The sequence below is a fragment of the Terriglobus roseus genome (genome assembly GCF_900105625.1).
GTDB classification, from domain to species: domain Bacteria; phylum Acidobacteriota; class Terriglobia; order Terriglobales; family Acidobacteriaceae; genus Terriglobus; species Terriglobus roseus_B.
Map to the genome: position 1 here is coordinate 3,625,140 of NZ_FNSD01000001.1, position 20,550 is coordinate 3,645,689.

A 20,550-nucleotide genomic window follows, 5' to 3' on the forward strand; every position below is an offset into this window, starting at 1 on the left:
TCAGTTCGCCGCTTGTAAGTTGGGCAGGGTCGTACCTTTACGCAGATACAGTCGATACGCCTCGCCATGCTCAGCCGGAAACGTGCGGGTGAGCGCGAGATCGTACTCGGTGTTTAAGTAAGTGGCGAACGCCGGCCACTGCTGTAGCTTGTCGAAGCTGGGGGGATTGTGGTCGTACCACTGGTTGGTGACCACAATGACGGACGGCGGGTTGGCCGCAAGTTCTTGCTGGAACTTCTCGCGATACTGATCGACCACTGGCGACGGGATCGTTACGAAATACAGCAGATCGCCCATGCTGCCGCTGCTGGGCAGTATCTTCAACCGGTACAGGGCGCTATAGCATCCGTACACCAGGTCGACGCATTGCACCCGATGCTGCAGCCGCTCGGGTCCAAGCCGGTTCAGGTCAGCGACCAGCGATGGCGTGAACAGGTTCGGCGCCGGTATGCGATGGATGCGCACAAGATAGTAAGGCACGCCCACAAGAGTGCCAAGCGCGATCGCCCCTGCGCCCAGGGTCCGCAGCCAACGCTCCGGTCGACGCATGGCAAGCAGCAGTTCGATGCCGAGCCACAGCGGCAGGAACATGGTCATGGGGTACCGGTGGTGGGGGTAACCCTTGTGTTGAATGAAGTAGGAAAACGCGCCTGACAGTACCGCAAGCAGCAACGCCGGCCGCTCCCAGTTACGCCATGACCTGTTCTGAAATGCGGCAACGAGACCCAGCGGAACCAGCAATTTCAGAATGAATGGCAGGATGCCGTAGGTCACCTGCTTCAGGCTGTTCTGTGACATCTGCGCATAGAACGGCGTGATGGTGCGGCTGATGTATATCAGCCCTCCCAGTGAACCGTGGTGGACCAGATAACCCAGCACAAGTGCAGCGGAAGACATCGCCCCAGCAACGGCACATGCGAGATAGGGCATCGCCGGGATGTCCCGCTTGCGCAGCGTTAGCCACATCATTGCGACCAGCGCCAGGCCGAGCGGCGCAAACGTGGGCTTCATGGCACAGGCCATACCCATAAGGAAGCCGGGCGGCACCAGCATCCAGGGCTTTTTACGGCGCAACGCTTCAAACAGAAAGGCGTAGGAGACCATCAGGATCATGGCCATGGCCTCGTCGCGCTCAGATGAGGCTGCAGGGCCATCATCAGCATGGGTCAAAGCGAACAATACGCCGGCAAACAGACCTGCAAGCCAGTCGTACGGCGCAGCGATGACGATACCGGCAAGAATCGCCAGCAGAATCATGCTGAAGTCGTACGTCCGCCATGCCAGGTCGCTGCCGCCGAAGAGGTGCATCGCCGTGCCTTCTACAAGGTAGGTGCCTGGCAGATTCATGTCGGTGATGTCTTTGTATGGCTGGTATCCGTGGCTCACCAGGAAGTCCGTGTAGTGGAAGACCTGCGCGTCAGAGATCAGCGGCCACCGGTAGGTGAACGCGATCACGAGAACAAAGCCCAACGCGAGTACCGCCGCGATGAGCGGACGGAACCATCTTGGATAGAACTGCATACGAAGAGCTACCTCTCGCCAATCGATGCCGCGAAGAACCGCGAGCTTCGCCTGATCATACATACGGCGATACTGCCGAACGATTGGCCGCAGCCGCATCGCTGGCGTTCTTGTCGGACGGACTCCGGAGTCACAGGTTGGGAACGACGATCCACTACTGCGCCCGCACGGGAACTCCCTTGGCTGCGGGAGACGGCTCTGTGCTCAGGGCAGATTCCACGCGGTTTCGGCCGCTGTTCTTCGCCTTGTACAGCAACGCGTCGGCCTGCGCGATGTTGTCCGCGAGCGATCCGCGTGTGATGCAGAGCATGCCGGTGCTGATGGTTGCGGCGATTGTTTGAACACCAACCGTGACGCGCGTTTCCGCAAAGGCGACGCGCAGTTTTTCCGCTGCCTGCATGCCTCCTGCCAGGTCCGTCGCGGGCAGCAGCAGAGCGAATTCTTCGCCGCCCAACCGTCCGAGGATGTCGCCGCTGCGCATCGATCTCCTTGCCACGGCGGCGAAGTTCTGCAGCACCAGGTCGCCCGCGGGGTGGCCATAGGTGTCATTGATGGTCTTGAAGCGGTCCAGGTCGATCATCAGCAGGCAACACGTCATCTGGGTACGACCGGCGTTTGCCAGTTCCCGTTCCGAGCTGGCCAGAAAGGCGCGGCGATTCAGGATGCCCGTCAGGAAATCGGTCGTCGACGCGGCCATGAGTAACGAGATTGCCTGCGTCAACCGCTTGAACAGCGGCCGATAGATCAGCAGGGCCTCAAGCACCAGCACGATCAGCATGGTGCCGGTGAGCGTGTTCATCATGTGCTTCAACCGGCGGATATCGTGTTCCGAGGCCGCCTGGTATTCGGCGACGGCTGCGTCGAGACCGTTGAGCAGCGGTGCGGTAGCTGCAACGACCATGGCCTGCAGATGTTCGTCCGAGAGCGTTGGCGAAGATTCGTCGGCGAAGGCCCGTGAGTCGGAGACGAAGTCCGTGACCTGTTGTTCCAGATGGACCTCCGGCCCAAAGTAAAGCTCGTGCAGACGGCCCGAGTTGGACGGCGGCAGACCTGCGGTGGTGTCGCCGTAGATCAACTGGTGCTGCGCCAGCTCCATCCGGCCGGCGAGAGTCCTGATCTCGGTGGCCGCCGCCCGATGCTCTGCCGTACCGTCGGCGGACTGCTCCGCGATCCGCGTAATGCGTTGGGACAGCATGCGCTGCCGACCTGCCGTGTTTACCAGCAGGGCCGTGCTGGCCTGCCTGGCGATGATCCGATTCGTCAGCACGTGCGAGGTAAGCGAGATCGATGCGATCACCAGCAGCGCGACCAGGTAGGTCACGGTAGCGGCTTTCGGAGCGACAGGCGAATTGTCCTGCGTAGGGATTTCGCTTAGGGAAGCCGTGGTCAATCAGTGTTTCCTGGGATGAAGTCTTCAAAGGATGGCATGCCCCAACGCACGGCACCATGGGGCTTCCGGGTCATTTGACCATGCCGAAAATATTGTGGAGGACACTGCGGTCGACTGAAAAGTGCAGACTCAGATCGCCCGGATTGAACAAAGGGCGAAGACCGGGTAAAATCAAGTGGTTGGCAAGTTATTCCGCCAGGCGACTCAGCGCTGGCGAAACAACTGGTGGGCGAGAGCCCGCCATTTTCTTTGGCCGGGACATCCGCCGGCCGGCACTTTACCCAGTAACTGCGAGGAGGTTCCCGCATGGCAATTTCGATGGATGCAATTCGTTCCGCGGCGGACCGCGTCGCTGCGAGCCACGGCCTGGAGGTTGTGGACGTGGAGTTTCTGGGAGCCGGTAAGGCGCGCTCGCTGCGGGTCTACGTGGAAAAGGACGCCGCAGGCCGTGAGGCACTGAAGGCGAAGGCTGCCGCTGCTGCCGCCGATCCGGAGGCAGAGGCGCTTGGGCTGCCCAGCGGCGTCCCGGTGGAGGCGCTTTCCGGTGTCACGCATGAGGACTGTGCGAGCTTCGCCATGGACTTTGGCACTGTGCTGGACGTGGAAGACCTGATCCCGGGATCCACGGAATATACGCTGGAAGTCTCGTCCCCTGGCATCGAACGGAAGCTCTACCGTGCGGCGGACTACGAGCGTTTCAGCGGATTTGTGGTCACCGCCAAGCTCTTCACCGCCATCAACAGCATGAAGACGCTGACCGGCCGGATGACCTTTGCCGATGACGTGGTCACGCTGGATCTGGCTGCTGTGAAACAGAAGGGCAAGAAGAAACAGGGCGCCACACCGCCGCCGGAGAAGGTCAGTATTCCGCTGCGGGATATTGAGAAGGCGAATTTAGTCGCAGAGATTTAGAGCAATACGGATGCAGGAATGTTGGAATCACTCATCCTGCCCTTACGATTCTTCGCTCGACTGGAATTTGTTCTACGCATCCGCATTTCTGTTCTATGCATCAACGTTTTCGTTCCGCGTATCAGTCTTCGCAGAAGGCGCGACGGCATCCGCATCGTGGCAAAAGGCACGGCAGGCAACAAGCTCTACGCACGACGAATACCCACAACTGAATAGAAGAATTCGAGGTAATGAAACAATGGCAAGCGCACTTTATCAGGCAATTGAGACGATGAGCCGCGACAAGGGAATTGATCCTGAGATCGTGGTGGGCGCCGTGGAAGACGCCATCGCACTGGCAACTCGCAAGTTCTACAAGACGCAGGAAAACATGCGCGGCGAGTTCGATAAGGAGAGCGGTGAGATCCGCGCCTATGTGTACAAGACCGTCGTCGAAGACGATGCAGAGATTGAAGATCCTGAGAACGTTCTGACGCTGACCGAGGCCCGTGAGCTTGCTCCGGAGGTCGAAGTGGGCGCGGAACTGCGCTTCTACAAGGACACGTCGCCGCTGGGCCGCATTGCCGCGCAGATGGCGAAGCAGGTCATCTTCCAGAAAGTGCGCGAGGCTGAGCGCGACACTGTGTTCAACGAATACAACCACCGCGTGGGCGAGATCATTAACGCCACGGTGAAGCGCATTGAGCCGATGGACGTGATCTTCGACCTGGGCAAGGCCGAAGCGCGTATGCCGAAGCGCGAGCAAAGCCGCCTGGAGCAGTTCAGCGTCGGCGAGCGCATCCGCGTGGCACTGCTGCGTGTCGACCGCGCAGCCAAGGGCCCGCAGGTCATCGTGAGCCGTGCCGCCCCGTCGCTGGTGCAGACACTGTTTCAGAGCGAAGTGCCGGAGATCTACGACGGCACCGTCATGATCCGCGCGATTGCGCGTGAGGCTGGCGAGCGTACGAAGATCGCTGTTGTGTCGCGCGACAAGGACGTGGATCCGGTCGGCGCGTGCGTCGGCATGAAGGGGATGCGCGTGCAGTCGATCATTCGCGAACTGCGTGGCGAGAAGATCGATATCATCGAGTTCTCGGAAGAGATCACGACGTTTGCGGAGAAGGCTCTGCAGCCAGCGAAGGTTTCGCGCGTTTCGATCACGGACCTTGGCGAGAAGCAGCTGGAAGTCATCGTCGATGACACACAGCTTTCACTTGCCATTGGTAAAAAGGGTCAGAATGTCCGCCTTGCAGCCAAGCTTCTGGGCTGGAAGATCGACATCAAGAGTGAGGAAGAGAAGCGCCAGGAAGTGGAGCAGGCCATGTCCGCTCTGGGCGGCGGACCTTCCACCGCGATTGAAGCGGTCACCGAGCTGGGTGAGCACGTTCTCGAGAAGCTGATCGCGGCGGGTATCACCACGGTCGAGCATCTTTCCGACATGACGGCTGAGGAACTGGGCGAAGTCCCGGGCATCGGCGAGAAGTCGGTTGAGAAGATCGCCGTGGCGGTTCGTCACTACTTCGGTCAGTACGAAGAGGGTGAAGAGCGCCCGGCTGGTGCAGTCAGCGAAACCGCTGCGGCGTTGGGCGACAACGGCGCATCTGAATCTTCTGTGTCACACGACGCGCCAACCGAAGAGGATGGCAAGCCGTATGATCCGGCGACGGACAGCGAGGGCTCGGAAGAGGGCGAAGTGCTTCTTCTGGCAGCCGATGCGAACGAGCCGGGCGGCGTCGAGGGCGACCTGACGGAGGAAAGTTCCATGAGCAAGACACCGGAAGCGATTATTGCGGAGCGCGGCATCGACGGCATTGAGCCGGTCGAGGTCGAGGAGAGTGCCGACGAGTTGCTGGAGCGCGAAGAGGCCGAAGGCCAGATCGACGGCTTCGGCAGCGATGCGGACGTCCGCGAAGCGCAGATTGAAATGGATAACCAGACGATGGAAGACCTGGCCGATCAGGCTGGTGAAATCTCGAACGAGACCATCGATCCGGACGAGAACACCCGTGGTTAGCGGAGCAAAGGGCGGCGTGCAACTTTGCGCCGCCCACCCGCGTACCACGGCAAGCTGCTTTCCCGGCGCGAATTCTGTGTTGGTGAGCGATAATGGATGTACAGGGATTGATTCCTTCTGGAGTGGAGCTGCCATGAACAGCTAGCAGAGGGTTACGGAGTAATGAGGGCGGATGAGTAAAGTACGTATCAACGATCTGGCGCGTGAGCTTGAGGTCAAGAGCAAGAGCATTCTTGACGCGCTTACTGCTGTCGGAGTCCAGGAAAAAAAGACCCACTCGAGTTCCATCGAGGAAGATGAAGCGGAGAAGGTCCGCGGCTACCTGACCGGTGGACGCACTTCTTCACGCCCTGCCGCGTCGCAGGTAGACAGCCGGCCGAAGGTCGACCTTTCCAAGGCCACCAAGCCCGGCGATGTGTTGAAGGCGATTCTGGAGCGCAAGCAGGCGGAACAAGCTGCAGCTTCGCGCCCGGCAGTGGTCGCAGCACCTCGGCCCACCGTGGTTGCCGTCGCTCCTCCCAAGCCTGTCGCGCCGCTCGCCGAAGCTCCCGCACCCGTTGTTGTGGCACCGGCTCCGGCCCCTGTTGCAGCGGCGCCTGCTGTTCCGGCAACTCCAACGGCACCGCCCGCCGCACAGCCCGTCGCTCCGCGACCAGTTGCTGCCGCGCCGCCCGTGGTGGTTGCTGCTCCTCCTCGTCCCGCTCCAGCAGCACCCGCTGCCCCCGTCGCTCCTGTTATTCCGGCACGCGCACCGGTGACAACGCCGGTGATGCCGACCCTGAAGATTGCACAGCCGCGCACGGAAGCCGCGCCCTCGGGCGACGCTCCGCGCCGCATCGTGCCGCAGGTTCGCCAGGCTCCGTCGATCGTGCAGCCTGCCGCGCGCCCTGCCCTGGGAGCACGTCCCCCGGCCGGTGTCGTGGTTCGTCCCGGCGCACCTTCCGGCGATCGTCCCGCCATTGCCAGCAGCACGCCGCCACCGCAGGGGGTTGTGGTCGCCCGTCCCCCGACAAAGGTTGGCGAGTTCGTTCCTTCCGCCGCGATGACCGCGATGACCGCGCCCGCCGTGGTCGAAGCACCGGCACCTGCGCCCGTTGTGGAAGCTCCGCCGCCGCCGGTCCGTCGCGTCATCATGCCGCAGACGGGTCCGCGTCCCACGTATACTGCGCCGCCACCGGTTCCCGGTCAGGCGCCGCGCCGTCCTATCTTCCAGCGCCCTGGTGGCCCTGGCGCAGGCCCGGGTGGTCCCGGATCGCGTCCGCCGTATCAGGGTGGACCTGGCGGTCCCGGAGGCCCAGGCGGCCCCGGTGCACGCCGTCCGATGCACCCCACGCGTACGTTCCCCGGCGGACCTCCTGCCGGTGGACCGGGCGCGCGTCCCGGTTTCGGTGCACGTCCCGGCTTTGCCGGCCCTGGCGGCCGTCCAGGCTTCGGCGGACCGCGTCCGGGTGGCGCTCCCATGGGAGCCGAGGGCCCGGGCGCAACCAAGCCCGGCATGCGTCCTGCTGCTCGTAAGGGCGCAGCGAACAAGAAGCGTTACGAGAAGAGCAAGGAAGGCCCGATGAAGGGCTTTGCTCCGCCGTCACGTTTCGGCGGCGCACAGATCGCCATGGGCGATGCACCGATCACGCGCACCATCACCGTGACAGAAGGCATCACCGTGAAGGATCTGGCTGAGAAGCTTGATCTGCGCGGCAAGGATCTGATCGCAACCCTGTTGATGCGTGGCGTCTTCGTCACCGTGAACCAGTCGCTCGATAACGACCTGGTGAAGTCCGTCGCCGCCGCTTACGGTGCCGACGCACAGATCCAGACCGTCGAAGAGCAGATGGAGAACGAGGCCATCGAGGGCCTGCTGGAAGACACGACCGGCATGACCGAGGTCGTTCGTTCGCCAGTGGTCACCGTCATGGGTCACGTCGATCACGGCAAGACGTCGCTGCTGGATGCCATCCGCTCGACCGAGTCGGACGAGGTCAACGTGGCTGCGGGCGAAGCCGGCGGCATCACGCAGCACATCGGTGCCTACAAGGTCCATGTGCAGAAGCCCGATTCGCCGGCCTTTGGTCGCGAGATCGTCTTCCTCGATACCCCCGGTCACGAAGCGTTTACTCGCATGCGTGCACGCGGCGCAAAGGTCACGGACATTGTTGTCATCGTCGTTGCGGCGGATGACGGCGTGATGCCGCAGACGATTGAAGCCATCGATCACGCACGTGCGGCGAAGGTACCGATCATTGTCGCGGTCAACAAGATCGACAAGGAAGGCGCGAACCCCGAGAAGATCATGCAGCAGATGGCCGAGCGCGGTCTGCAGCCTGACACCTGGGGCGGCGACACGCCGTTCATCATGGTCTCGGCGAAGAAGAAGATTAACCTCGATGGCCTTGAGGAGATGATCTGCCTGGTCGCTGATACGAACGTGCAGCGCGCCATCCTCGATCGTCCGGCGGTCGGAACCGTCATCGAAGCCAAGCTGGATCGTGGCCGCGGTGTGGTCGCCTCCATCCTGGTGCAGAACGGCACACTGAAGATTGGCGACAGCTACATCGTCGGCAACACCTTCGGTAAAATCCGCGCCATGTTCGACGATCGTGGTCGCGCTATCGTGACAGCCGGACCCTCGACCCCAGTCGAGATCCTCGGTCTCGAGAGCATTCCGGACGCGGGCGACACGTTCATCGTCATGGCCGATCGCGATCGCGCCAAGGAGATTGCACGTTACCGTACGCTCAAGGAGCGCGAGGCACAGCTTTCGAAGAGCAGCCGCGTGTCCCTGGAAGGCCTTGCAGAACAGATCAAGCAGGCCGGCGTCAAGGATCTCAACCTCATTCTCAAGGGCGATGTGCAGGGTTCGGTGCAGGTACTGGTCGACAGTCTGCAGCGTATGTCGACGGACAAGGTACGCGTTCGCGTGCTGCACTCCGGCGTCGGCGCCATCACCGAGAGCGATGTGCTTCTTGCCACTGCGTCGAACGCCGTCATCATTGGCTTCAACGTGCGGCCGGAGCGCAAGGCTCAGGACCTGGCCGAGCAGGACAACGTGGAGATCCGTCTGCACTCGATCATCTACGAGCTGCAGGACGAGATGACCCGCGCGATGCTTGGACTGCTGGATCCCGTCTTCCGCGAGAACTATCTCGGCAAGGCAGAGGTGCTCAACGTCTTCAAGATCACAAAGGTTGGCCAGATTGCCGGTTGCACGGTTCGCGACGGCAGCATCCCGCGCAACGCACAGGTTCGCCTGATGCGTGGCACGGAGGAGATCTGGAAGGGCAAGATCACCAACCTGAAGCGCTTCAAGGACGACGTCAAGGAAGTGACCAGCGGTATGGAGTGCGGTATCGATCTGAGCTTCCGCGATGTCCGCGTGGGCGACATGATCGAGGCGTTCTCCACGGAGAAGATGGCAGCCGAGCTCGGCGAGAATATCGCCGACCGCAAGGCCGCCACGGCCAAGGCAGAGAAGGCAGCCGCGGCCACCGCCGCAGCCAATGCTGCCAACGAGCCAGCCGCCGTCTAACGCGTCCTAACAGCCACATCAGAAAGGCCGGGCGAAAGCCCGGCCTTTCTGCGTTGCAAAGAACGCTTACCCGCAGGAGGCGGACGCTGCAGTCCGCAATCGGGCGGTTGTCGACCGCGCATCCGTTCACTATTCTTCAGCGCAGACGCCCATGCGTGGCAGTGGTTTCCTATGCATAGGCATCTCGGAACAAAAGCGTATGAGGAGCGAATGGTTATCTCAGCGACTGTGGTGAATGAAGGCACACAGCACCGAGCCGTGGTGCGGACCGGCAGCAAGGAACAACAGCTGTCGATGACCGCAAAGCCGGAAGGCCCCGGGTCTGCTGTGAACGGGGGAGAGCTACTCTTCCTGGCCCTGGCGACCTGCTACTGCAACGACATCTATCGCGAAGCGGCGGAACGTGGACTGGAGATCACATCGGTCGAGGTGGAGGTCACAGGCCTCTTTGGCGGCCGGGGAGAGCCCTGCAGAGACATCCGCTATCGCGCATCCCTGCAATCGAAGGCCAGCGAAGCGGAGCTTTTCGATCTGATGCGCCATACCGATTCTGTCGCGGAGATCCACAACACACTACGGCTTGGAACCGCGGTGACAATGGAGGAGTGCCGGGTGGGTCGAAGCCTTTCGGACTGACGATCTTTAGCCGAGTTCGGCCTCTTCCTGCTTGTGCTTTTCTGCGTCTTCGCTGATGGCTTTTTCGCCTTCCTTGTCGGCGATGACCTGTCCGTATTCGAGCAGTGTGACGATGAGGACGCCGCCGCTGACGTTGCCGGCTACGGCGAGTGCGAGCCAATGGAAATAGCCGCTCCATGCGACCTGGTGCGCCAGGACTGCGGTCATCACTTCGCTGCTGCCTGCGATGCAGTGGGCGAAGTGGCCGAGGCCGATGACGAAGGTGAGCGTCCAGATGAGCATCATGGAGCCGGTGACGGAGTGCGACGCGGAGACAAGCCACGCCACCATGGCGATCATGCTGCCCGCTACGACGGCGCTCCAGAAGACTGCGCCTGGCGTCTGCTGCACAGCCTCAAGGCCGATGTGTGCGAGCTGCGACAGGAACGCTGGCCGGATCGCGGGTGTTCTGGCGACGAGCGATGCAAACCCGAAGGCGCCGACGACATTCGCGATAAGAACGATGACCCATAGCCGTAAGGTGCGCAGGAAATGCCTGCGCTCGGCAAAGAGCAGGGCGACTGGATACAGCGTGTTCTCCGTGAACAACTGTGCGCGGCCAAGGATGACGATGATGAAGCCGATGGGATAGAACATCTGCGCTATGAAGGCGGCCGTCGACGACGGGCCGAGCTGCGCCAACGTGATCGCGACTCCGAGCCCCGAGAAACCCGTGAAGATGCCACCAACCAGTCCGGAGATGCCAAGCGAAAGTCCGGAGCGTTTCAGCTCATCGCGGGCGTTACCGGCGACCTGAACGTAGATCTCTTTCGCGGTCGGACGCGATAGTTCTTTTTGCGGCTGTGAACTGCCGCCCTGCGATTCGTCACTCATGCATGCCCTCTGTCCCAGGTGACTCAGATGCAGAAGGGGTGCCGACGGTCCGCTATCGCGGGTCTTCCCAGGCCGGTTGCGGCAACGCATCCGGCCCGGGACGATGGCTACTGCGGGGTAGCCGGAGGCGCTGCAGCAGGAGGAGTTGCTGGTGCTGCCGGTGCCGTTCCACCGGGAGCCGGCACTGTTGGGGTTACTGGCACTGTTGGGTTCGCCGGCGCTGTCGGGTTCGCTGGCACCGTTGGGATCGCCGGTTCAGGCGTGGCAGATGCTGGCGGCGCCGGTGGCTGTGGCGTGTCCGCGGCTGGTGCTGCTGCTGGCTTGTCCATCGGCGTCGGCAGGATGACCGTGGCGACGGACGATGGATCATCCCGCAGCTTCAGGTACAGCGTGGTCCCGTCAGCTGGAGCGGGTGCCGTGAACGTCGCGTCGGAGAAGCCGGTGGGTACGTCGGCGGGCTTGGTGAAATCCTTGTCGGCGCTGAAGGTCTGCACCAGGAACAGGCTCCTGCCGTTGAGCGTGCAGTCGTTGTCCGGGGCTGCCTTGCATTGGATGGCGGTGATCTGCGGTACGCGTACCAGTGTGCCCAGTGGAGCCCACTCACCGGTGGTACCATCGCCCGCGACAGGCCGCATCTGCAGCTTGCCGAAGGCCGATGGGCCAAAGGCTTTGAGCGGCTCGAGGTTTGCGATGGCGGTGTGGTCGTCCTGCAGTACCAGTTGCGAATCGGCGAGTGACAGCAGTGTCTTCGTTGCACCGTTGGCCGTAGCGACCTCGATCTTCTCGGCGCGGTCAAAGGTGTCGCGCGTCTGGACGACGAAGGTCAGCGTGCCTTGTAGCGCAATCTCGTCCTTGCCGCCCAGCGTCACGGGAATGCCGTCACCCTGCGCAGGCTTTGCCTTCATGGACAGCAACGTGAGTGCGGGACGCGCGGCCGCGAGCGTCACCTTGACCGGCATGGTGCGCCCGTCCTTGAGCTTTGCCGTAGCCTCCGACCCGTCTTTGGGAGAGACGCCGGTCTTCGCTTCCAGGTTCAGCAGCTTGTCCGAGTTACCGGCCGCAGTTGGAGTGAACGTTGCGTCTGCAATCTGCACCGAGGTGATGTTTGCAACACCCTCTCCGGTGAGCTGCGCGAGCTTGTCACCGGCATGGATCTTCAACGCCTCCAGATGGATGTCGCCGCTATAGGCGACCAGCGGCACCTTGTCTCCGCTCGTCGCGCCGAACTGCTTCACCAGCAGGGAATAGTCGCCGGGCTGGGCGCCCTTCGTCTGCACATCCAGGTCGAGCGTGTTCTTTCCCTTGTCGCCGTCGGCAGGCTTGAAGCTGACGTCCATATCTTTGTCTTTGCCCGTCGTGAGGGCGATCTTCTCGATGCAGCCGATGCCGTCGCCCTGCAGTGACAGGTGTGCTTCCTGCCCTGCGATGACCTTTGCATCACCGACCACCTTCCAGTTCTTGCCATCGACCTGCTGCAACGTCAGGGTAGGACCTTCGAAGTCATCGAAGCCCCACGCACCGCGAACGGTGCCGGTCACGGTCAGATCGGTAGAGGCGCCGGTCTTCGCATCCGGCTTTGCCGCCGCGTCCGGCTTGATGTCTGTGAGTGGCTTGCGTCCACCTTCGTCGTTCGACACGACAAGGCCGCCTTCATAGGCGTCGGGCTTCAGTGGCAGGTCGGCGGGTGCTCCGGTACGGTTCAGGTGCAGAACCAGGTCGTGCGCGAAGCTGGTGGAGTAGACGAGCGGTGCGCCTTCCATCAAGAGAGCCAGCTTCGGCTGCAGCAGGCATGCCACCTGGTTGGCCGTGTGCGGATGCAGTGGTGGCGGTGCCGCCTTTTGAACGGCAGGCAGACCAACCACGATGACGGTCTTCGGATTCACGAAAGACGGAGGCGCGTTGAGCTTTAGGTTAAGCGTCTCCGCATTGGGAAAGCTAAGCGCCGGGATGTACTGGTACTGCGCCGTGCGGAGTGTGCCAACCAGGTGCACGAGGTCAACGACCGCGCCGACATATGCGGAGTAGACGCCAGCTCCCGCAGCCTGCGTGTAGGACGCAGCGTTCACGAAGTCGGAGGATGGGCCGGTGGAGAGCGCCTCGGCGACAGTCTGCCCATGCCCATCATTCAGGATCAGCGGGGCGCTTGAGACTGTCAGGCAGTTGATCTGCTGGTCTACCGGCTGCTTGAAGCAGTCGGCATTGGGCTTCAGCGCCAAGGTCGCCGCCAGCTTTGCGGAGTGCTCCTGAAGTGCCTTGGCATCGTTGGTGGGAGCAGCCTTCATCGCGGCCAGGTAGCGGTCGGTGCGCTGCTGTTCAAACGATGCTTGATTCAGATCCGCGTCCGCCCGGATGAACTGGCCGGGCTTGCCCTTGACCGCGGAGCGCAGTGTTTCAAAATCGCCGCCAGTCTCCGGCGCAACAAACAGCAGAGCCTGTTCGGCGCCATCTGGCACTGTGATCACAGTACCTTCGGCAGACTTCTTGTCCCATGTCTCAATTTTGGTGAACCACTTGTCTGGGGGCTCGTTCGTCGTGCCGCGCAGGAAGGCAACGATCAGCAGAAGGTGGTTCGACTGAGTGGGAGGCAGATCTGCCTTCACCCACAACTTATCGCCTGCGAGCAGGTTGGGAACCTGCGCGATAGGTAGCGTCTTTGTGCCGCGCGTGACGCGCACGCTAATCTTGGGACCAACCAGGTCGAAACGCGCGGGATCGTCCGCGTGCAGCAGTGCTGGCGCCATGACAGCAAGGACACAAAGAGCTAGCTTTTCAAGTTTCATCAACAACGTTGGACGCATTCGCGGTTTACCGTGTTGCGAGCGTTGCGCAATTGAAGCAAGAATCACGATGCGTCAGGATGAATGTACGGCCAGACCGGCGGTGCAGCCGTCTACGATTGCTCCGAAAATGCGAATCCCGTCTGCGCACTACTCACGGGTGGATGTCCTCTCGCCTCTCGGCCCATCTCTTCTGCAGTGCCGTACCAGCGCACCACCTGTCCCTGTTCGCTCTTACGTGCGGCGGCCCGGATGTGCATCCATAGCCAGTCGCCGTCCGCACAGCGAATGCGGTACTCCACATCCAGGGGGCTACCGGTCATGATCGACCTCGACCATTCTGAGAGCACGTGGGGAAGGTCGTCCGGGTGCAGCGATTGTTGCCACCCGTTTCCTAGAACCTCTTCCTGCGGGAGGCCTGTAAGCAGGCTCCACTGCGGGTGGACATCAAGAATCAATCCATTGGGGTCAGCAGTCCATGCGACCTGGGAGCTGTTTCCCGCAGCCCGCAGATACTGGGTCTCTACCTCGCGCAGAGCGTGTTCCGCCTGCTTTCGCCTGGTCACGTCGATGACGGCGACGGAGACGCCGACAACCTCGCCAACCTCATCCCGCGCCGGTTGGTAGTTCGCAAGCAACGAACGACCTTCCATGGTGATCTCAAAAGCCGTCGCTTCACCTTTGAGAGCGGCATCGAGCCGGAACCGAATCACCTCATAGACGCGGGGCAGCACTGCCGCAACCGTTCGGCCCAGGTGAGCCTCAACAGGCAGGTTGTTGATCTCTGCCAGCCGCTGATTCAGGCTGACGTAGCGTAGTTGACGGTCAAGAAAACAGATGCCGACAGGAGCGCCCTCGTAGATCGCTCGCAGCTGTGCCAGCCGCTCCCCCGGAAGCGCTTCGAGGGCCGAGACGACCGTCAGGGCGACGTCCTGCGAGGGGTAGCTGGGCAACTCGCGGGATGGTTCGGCGTTGACCATCTCGGTCGCCTCTGCGGCAGGAACAGCCTTGCCGTAGAGCCAACCCTGACCGACATGGCAGCCCAGACAGATGAGCATCTCAGACTGAACCTGCTCTTCTACGCCTTCGGCCACGGTGGTCAGGCCAAGACTATGGCCCAGGCCCACCACGGCAGCGACGATCTTCCGGTCCTCGCGCCTGAGCGTCATGGATCGAACGAAGCTCGCATCCACCTTGAGTATGTCGAAGGGCAGCGCGCGGAGATGGTTCAAGCTGGAGTAGCCAGTTCCGAAATCGTCGATGGCCAGGCGGATGCCCGCGTCCTTCAGGCTGCGCACGACATCTCTTGCGGTCCCCACATCCCCGAGCAGCGCGCTCTCCGTGATCTCCATGGTGATTCGGTCCATGGAGAAACCCGCTCCTTCCACCACGCTCCGCAATTGCCGCGCAAGGAGTCGGTTTCTTAGCTGGCTGGTCGAAAGGTTGACGGAGAGGCGAAGCGATCCCGGCCAGGTACTGGCGACCTTGCACGCCTGACACATAAGGCTTTCGGTCAGCGACTGAATCAGGCCGGATTCTTCCGCCTGACGGATGAAGTCAGCCGGTCCGAGGAATCCCCGTTTCGACTCTGGCCACCGCGCAAGCACTTCAAAGCCGAGCAGCCTACGATTGGAAAGTTCAACGACGGGCTGGAAGTACGGCACGATCGCGTCGTCTCGAATGGCTCGTCTCAGATCCCGATATTTTGAAAGCATAGGCATAGTTGGAGAGCCCTCGGGTGTGGCGGGCGACGCTTTGAGCCGTTTCGATAGGGCCGTCTATGATCCTGCGCGGAGGTCGGGGACAGTCTCAGGTGTCCTTGTGATGGATATCGAGGAAAGAACGATGCCAGCAGACGACAAGAATTGTTTGCGCTAATGAAAGTGTCTTTGACCCTGACGCTGATCCCCAGGGAGTGATCCGGCCAGCGATCAGCCTGGGATTTGCCGCAGGTCTGGCGGAGTACCGCGTACAATTCGCGTAAAGCCCAAACCCTTGTACCTCGGCAAAACCCGCATTCGCGGGTCTCCCTCTGTCGTTGCCGGTTGTCTCTACCGTTGTCCCTACCTGTTCTGCTGGAGGTTGTTTCTTGAAATCCCTGACGGCTCTTTCCCTTGTTGCGGTTCTATTGATGCCCGCGCCGGCGCTGCTCGCACAAACGGATGACGCGGCCCTGATTGCCAAGGCGAAGAAGATCCACAGCCACGTGATCCCGCTGGACACGCACAACGACATTGAGCCCTCCAACTTCACACCGGAGTGCAACTACACCATGCGGCTGAGCACGCAGGTGAACATTCCCAAGATGGTTGAGGGTGGCATGGACGTGTCGTTCATGATCGTCTACGTCGGCCAGGGACCGCTGACGCCCGAGGGGTATGACAACGCGTACAGGCAGGCGAGCGCGAAGTTCGATGCGATCCACATGCTGACCGAGAAGATCGCACCCGACAAGATCGGCCTGGCGCTGACACCAGCCGATGTCGTGTCGCTGCACAAGCAGGGCAAGAAGATCGCTGTCATCGGTGTGGAGAACGGCTACCCCATCGGCCTCGACGTGAAACGTGTGAAGGAGTTCTACGACCGCGGCGCGCGTTATATGTCGCTGGCACACAACGGCAACAGCCAACTGGCGGACTCCAACACGGGCGAGAAGGACGGGTATTCCTACAACAACGGCTTGTCCGACGAAGGCCGTCAGGTCATCGCCGAGATGAATCGACTGGGCATGATGGTCGACCTGTCGCACCCGTCCAAGGGCGCGAACCTTGAGGCCATCAAGCTGTCGAAGGCGCCGGTCATCGCGTCGCACTCCGGCGTGCGCGCCATGGCGCCCAGCGTCAGCCGCGACATGGATGATGAGCAGTTGCTGGCTCTGAAGAAGAGCGGTGGCGTCATCCAGATTGTTGGCTTCGCGTCGTACCTGAAGCCGGAGTCGCCGGAGCGCACGGAGGCCCTGTCCAAGCTTGCTGCAGAGTACTTCGGCACGGGTGCCGGTGCCGGCCGCCGCGGTGGTGCTGGTGGAGAGACGGCTGCGCCGCGCCCGTGCCCGGTGGAGAATCCCTCCGCACCTGCGCAGGCTCGTCGCAGCCCCTATGCTGCCTTCGCGAGTTCGCTGCCGGAAGAGAAGCGTGATGCCTTCATGAAACGTCTGGCAGAGATCGATGCGCAATACCCGGCTGTCCCGCGCGCCAACGTGAAGGACCTTGTGAACCAGATTGACTATGCCGTGAAGCTCATCGGCATTGATCACGTCGGCATTGCTTCGGACTTCGATGGTGGCGGCGGTATCGATGGCTGGAACAGCACGGCCGAGTCCTTCAACGTGACGCTGGAACTGGTGCGGCGCGGCTACACGGAAAAGCAGATCGGCAAGCTGTGGAGCGGCAACCTGCTCCGCGTGTGGGGCGATGTCCAGAAAGAAGCACAAAGAGAACAGATGGCTGCGAAGTAAGCACCAATCGGGTGCCCCATTCATGCGCGTTGTTTGCGCATGAGTGGGTCGCGCGACTCGCGACTGAGCGCCTCTGGCGCTCCCATTCATGACGATAGAGCTGTCATGAATGGGGAACCAGAGATTTGCGCTTCCGAACGGTTATGGATCGCGGTACTGGCGGCGCTTTAGCTCTCGCAGAGCCTGGTCGTGGCCTTGCTGTGCGGCGAGGTGGATCCAGTGGCGCGACTGGGTGTAGTCGTGCTCAACGCCCTGGCCCGTAGCGTACATATGGCCGAGCTGGAATTGTGCTTCGGCGTTGCCGTGCTCGGCAGAGCGGCGATACCAGACGGCCGCCTGCGCGTAATTAAGCGGGAGGCCAACGCCCATGTAGTACAGATCCGCCAGCTTCTGCTCGGCTTCCGGAAAGCCCTGCGTTGCGGCCAGCCGATACCAGTAGGCTGCTTCCGCATCGCTCTGCGGTACGCCTTCGCCCTTGCGATACATCAGTCCCAGGTTGTACTGCGCCCATGCCAGGTTGCTGTGCGCGGCACGCTGGCACCATGCGAAGGCCTGCGCAAAGTCGTTCGCAGCGTAGTAACGAAAGCTGAGATTCGCCTGCGCGTAGGCGTGGCCCTGATCGGCAGCACGACGCTCCCATAGCGCGGCCTCTGCGTCGTCCTGCGGAACGCCCTCACCCATGTCGTAGAGGGTGCTGAGCAGGTACTGCGATTCTGCGTGGCCTCCCTCTGCAGCCAGTCGAAAGCCGGCTGCGGCAGCAGCGAAGTCGCCCACGTTGTAGTCGAGCACCGCCTGCCGATAGTGCGGATTGGTGGCTGTGCTGGCGGCATCGCGCCGGCCACGTGCGATGAGGCCGGAACGCGTCGGAGAACCCAGCGCAAGCGTGCTGCCGGTGGCGATGTGTTGCAGGGCCTTGCTCTTATCGCTCATGCGCACCAGTGGGCTGGTCGACGAGATCGAAGCGACGCTGTGCATCGGCGATCTGTTCCCGGATGGTGCTGGCTAGCTCGGTCAGCAGGTCGCGGTGTTCCCGTGCCGCGGTCTCCGCGTCCAGGTGGAGCTGGGCGATCTCGCTAGACTGCAGCGACTGCTGCTCCACATCGAGCCGCGCGATATCGCGTTCAGCATGGCGGATCTGGCGGGTGATGCGAAGCACCTCGGCCGCGCTGTCTTCGCCTGCGACGGATGCGTTGATCTCAAGATGATCGTCGAGTAGACGTTGCAGCATTTCTGCATCGCCGCGACTGTAGGCCTGGTTGGCGCGGGCCATCAGCATGGTGAAGTACTTCGCCTCGGCTTCGTCGCGTGCGAAGTCCGGATGGATGCGTTTCGCGACTTCGCGGAAGAGCGTCTTCAGGCTGGATGGCGGCTCAAAGTCTTCGGCTTCGCTCGCGTCCCCGAAGGCGGCTTCGTGTGTCTCCTGCGCCTGGCGACGACTCTCTTCGGCGCGGCGGCGCGCAGCCTCCGAATCGAACAGGTCAGCCTCGCGTTTGGCGATGCGGGCCTCCAGATCGTCCAGCTCGGCGTAGAGCACGGCCACCTGCCGAAGGTAACGCCCTTCGAAGCTCTTGAGCTGTGCCCGCAGCTGCGCCACCTCAGACTCCCGCTCCGCCAGCGCATTGCGGACGGCAGCGAGCTGCTCCCGCTTTTCCTGCAGAGCGATGGCGTCCGGGTTGGGCTGAAGGATGATTTCGGAGGTCATGCGGCCGGCTTCCGTGCGACCTCCAGTTTAGCGGAGCGCGCGTAACCCATCTAAACTAGAGGCAGCATGTACACCGTTGCCGCCTACTATCGTTTCTTCGCCGTGGCCGATCCGTCGGCGTTGCGTGACGAACTGCGCGCGGCCTTTGTCGATACGGATCTGCTTGGTACCACGCTGGTGGCGCCGGAGGGCATCAACGGCACAATGGCCGGTTCCGCCGAGACCATCGATCGGCTGCTCCGCTTCCTGGCAGAACGGACGGGACTGGATCGGGCTGAGGTGAAGTTCTCGACCTCGGAGAAGGCTCCGTTTCGACGTCTGAAGATCAAACGGAAGCGTGAGATCATCACCTTCAACACGTCCGCAGTCGATCCTACGCGGCCGGGGCAGTATGTCGCTCCCGAAGATTGGAATGCGCTTCTGGCGGATCCCGAAGTGCTGCTGCTGGATACGCGCAATTCGTACGAGAGCGAGATCGGCACCTTTCACGGTGCGGTGGCGCCGCCACTGAATACCTTCTCGGATTTTGCGGAGTATGTCCGAGAAAATCTGGAGCCGGAGAAGCATCGCAAAGTCGCCATGTTCTGCACGGGTGGCATCCGGTGCGAGAAGGCTTCGGCTTACATGCTGCAGCATGGTTTTCCGGAGGTCTACCACCTGAAGGGTGGAATCCTGAAGTATCTGGAAGATGTTCCCGCCGAGCAGAGCCAGTGGAAGGGCGAATGCTACGTCTTTGACGAGCGCGTCGCCGTTGGACACAAAGACTACAAAGGCTAAAGCTTCGGCTGCTATGATCCGCTCGGGAGCGACCCATGAACTCTGAGCGTCCGAAACTGCCGATCGAAGCCGTCGAGTTGTACAACGAATTCATCCACGGTGGCATGAGCCGCCGCGCGTTCATCACACGCGTCCAGGGTCTCGCCGTGGCGGGGTTGGGCGCAACCGCCGTCATCGAAGCGCTGATGCCGAACTATGCACTGGGCCAGCAGGTCTCCAAGACTGACGACCGCATCAAGACCAGCTACGAGACCATTCCGTCGCCCAAGGGCAATGGCACCATCAAGGGTTATTTTGTGCGGCCAGTCAGCGCGGATTCTCGGAATGAGAAACCGTCCAAGCTGCCCGGCATCCTTGTGGTTCATGAGAATCGCGGACTGAACCCTCATATTGAAGACATTGCGCGTCGCATGGCGCTGTCGAACTTTATGGCATTCGCGCCGGACGGCCTCACCTCGCAGGGCGGCTTTCCAGGCGACGACTACAAGGGTGGACTGCTGTTCAACAAGATCGATAAGGCCAAGATGTTCGAGGACATGGTGGCCGCAGCGGAGTGGTTGAAGGCGCGAGCCGACTGCACCGGCAAGATCGGTGTGACGGGTTTCTGCTACGGTGGCAGCGTCTCCAACAACCTGGCAGCGCGCATGGGTGCGGACCTGGCAGCGGCTGTGCCGTTCTACGGTGGCGTGCCTCCTGATGCGGAGATCCCGAAGATCAAGGCTGCGGTGCTGGTGCAGCATGGCGAGTTGGATAAGAACACTGCTGCAACCTGGCCCGGATATGACAAGGCGCTCACAGCGGCGGGTGTGCCGCATGAAGGCTACATCTATCCCGGCGCTGTGCACGGGTTCAACTGCGATGCAACGCCCGAACGCTACAACAAGGCTGCGGCAGACCTGGCGTGGGGACGCACCATCGACTGGTTCAACAAGTACACGCGCGCTTAGGCTGCGTTGCGGACGAAGGTGCCGGGCATCTTGCCCGGCTCTTTC

General features: G+C 61.9%; 14 protein-coding genes. 7 read left to right on the top strand and 7 right to left on the bottom strand.

Annotated features, from left to right (window positions below):
- Complete coding sequence (locus BLW03_RS15105; protein ID WP_083350559.1) at nucleotides 1-1,620, bottom strand: DUF2339 domain-containing protein; 1,620 nt, start codon at nucleotides 1,618-1,620, stop codon at nucleotides 1-3.
- A gap of 55 nt (nucleotides 1,621-1,675) precedes the next feature.
- The gene (locus BLW03_RS15110; protein ID WP_074654811.1) at nucleotides 1,676-2,911 is read right to left on the bottom strand and encodes a diguanylate cyclase; all 1,236 of its coding nucleotides are present in this window, start codon (nucleotides 2,909-2,911) and stop codon (nucleotides 1,676-1,678) included.
- Between the two features lie 306 nt (nucleotides 2,912-3,217).
- On the opposite strand from BLW03_RS15110, the gene rimP reads away from it, so the two are divergent.
- The 4 genes from rimP to BLW03_RS15135 all read left to right on the top strand — a co-directional run bounded on the left by rimP (nucleotide 3,218) and on the right by BLW03_RS15135 (nucleotide 9,975).
- A complete protein-coding gene (gene rimP / locus BLW03_RS15115) occupies nucleotides 3,218-3,823 on the top strand; it encodes a ribosome maturation factor RimP (protein ID WP_074654813.1) in 606 nt (201 codons plus the stop codon).
- A gap of 238 nt (nucleotides 3,824-4,061) precedes the next feature.
- Nucleotides 4,062-5,816: a transcription termination factor NusA gene (gene nusA / locus BLW03_RS15125; RefSeq protein ID WP_074654817.1), complete on the top strand. Its 1,755-nt coding sequence runs from the start codon at nucleotides 4,062-4,064 to the stop codon at nucleotides 5,814-5,816.
- 172 nt (nucleotides 5,817-5,988) lie between these two features.
- On the top strand, nucleotides 5,989-9,339 hold the full coding sequence (gene infB / locus BLW03_RS15130; protein ID WP_074654819.1) for a translation initiation factor IF-2: 3,351 nt from the start codon (nucleotides 5,989-5,991) through the stop codon (nucleotides 9,337-9,339).
- A 210-nt stretch (nucleotides 9,340-9,549) separates the two neighbouring features.
- Nucleotides 9,550-9,975, top strand: a complete 426-nt coding sequence (locus tag BLW03_RS15135; protein WP_074654821.1) for an OsmC family protein — start codon at nucleotides 9,550-9,552, stop codon at nucleotides 9,973-9,975.
- Nucleotides 9,976-9,981: 6 nt separating this feature from the next.
- On the opposite strand, the gene BLW03_RS15140 is transcribed toward BLW03_RS15135, so the two are convergent.
- From BLW03_RS15140 to BLW03_RS15150, 3 genes are all read right to left on the bottom strand, one after another.
- Nucleotides 9,982-10,848, bottom strand: a complete 867-nt coding sequence (locus BLW03_RS15140; protein WP_074654823.1) for a formate/nitrite transporter family protein — start codon at nucleotides 10,846-10,848, stop codon at nucleotides 9,982-9,984.
- A 107-nt stretch (nucleotides 10,849-10,955) separates the two neighbouring features.
- Nucleotides 10,956-13,589 (bottom strand): hypothetical protein, encoded by a 2,634-nt coding sequence (locus BLW03_RS15145; protein WP_244502109.1) that lies wholly within the window; start codon nucleotides 13,587-13,589, stop codon nucleotides 10,956-10,958.
- A gap of 149 nt (nucleotides 13,590-13,738) precedes the next feature.
- Complete coding sequence (locus BLW03_RS15150) at nucleotides 13,739-15,346, bottom strand: EAL domain-containing protein (RefSeq protein WP_074654827.1); 1,608 nt, start codon at nucleotides 15,344-15,346, stop codon at nucleotides 13,739-13,741.
- Between the two features lie 368 nt (nucleotides 15,347-15,714).
- Between BLW03_RS15150 and BLW03_RS15155 the strand changes: the two genes are divergently transcribed.
- Complete coding sequence (locus BLW03_RS15155) at nucleotides 15,715-17,079, top strand: dipeptidase (protein ID WP_212733210.1); 1,365 nt, start codon at nucleotides 15,715-15,717, stop codon at nucleotides 17,077-17,079.
- A gap of 141 nt (nucleotides 17,080-17,220) precedes the next feature.
- Here the strand turns inward: BLW03_RS15155 and BLW03_RS15160 are convergent, their stop codons facing one another.
- Together BLW03_RS15160 and BLW03_RS15165 are read right to left on the bottom strand one after the other, a co-directional pair.
- Entirely contained in the window at nucleotides 17,221-18,009 is a 789-nt protein-coding gene (locus tag BLW03_RS15160; protein ID WP_074654829.1) for a tetratricopeptide repeat protein, read from the bottom strand.
- Nucleotides 17,999-18,781: a coiled-coil domain-containing protein gene (locus BLW03_RS15165; RefSeq protein WP_074654831.1), complete on the bottom strand. Its 783-nt coding sequence runs from the start codon at nucleotides 18,779-18,781 to the stop codon at nucleotides 17,999-18,001. The genes BLW03_RS15160 and BLW03_RS15165 overlap by 11 nt, the downstream gene beginning before the upstream one ends.
- 66 nt (nucleotides 18,782-18,847) lie before the next feature.
- Here BLW03_RS15165 and BLW03_RS15170 point away from each other — a divergent pair, with 66 nt between their 5' ends.
- Together BLW03_RS15170 and BLW03_RS15175 are read left to right on the top strand one after the other, a co-directional pair.
- The gene (locus tag BLW03_RS15170; RefSeq protein WP_074654832.1) at nucleotides 18,848-19,558 is read left to right on the top strand and encodes an oxygen-dependent tRNA uridine(34) hydroxylase TrhO; all 711 of its coding nucleotides are present in this window, start codon (nucleotides 18,848-18,850) and stop codon (nucleotides 19,556-19,558) included.
- Between the two features lie 35 nt (nucleotides 19,559-19,593).
- On the top strand, nucleotides 19,594-20,505 hold the full coding sequence (locus tag BLW03_RS15175) for a dienelactone hydrolase family protein (protein ID WP_074654833.1): 912 nt from the start codon (nucleotides 19,594-19,596) through the stop codon (nucleotides 20,503-20,505).
- Nucleotides 20,506-20,550 lie beyond the last annotated feature (45 nt).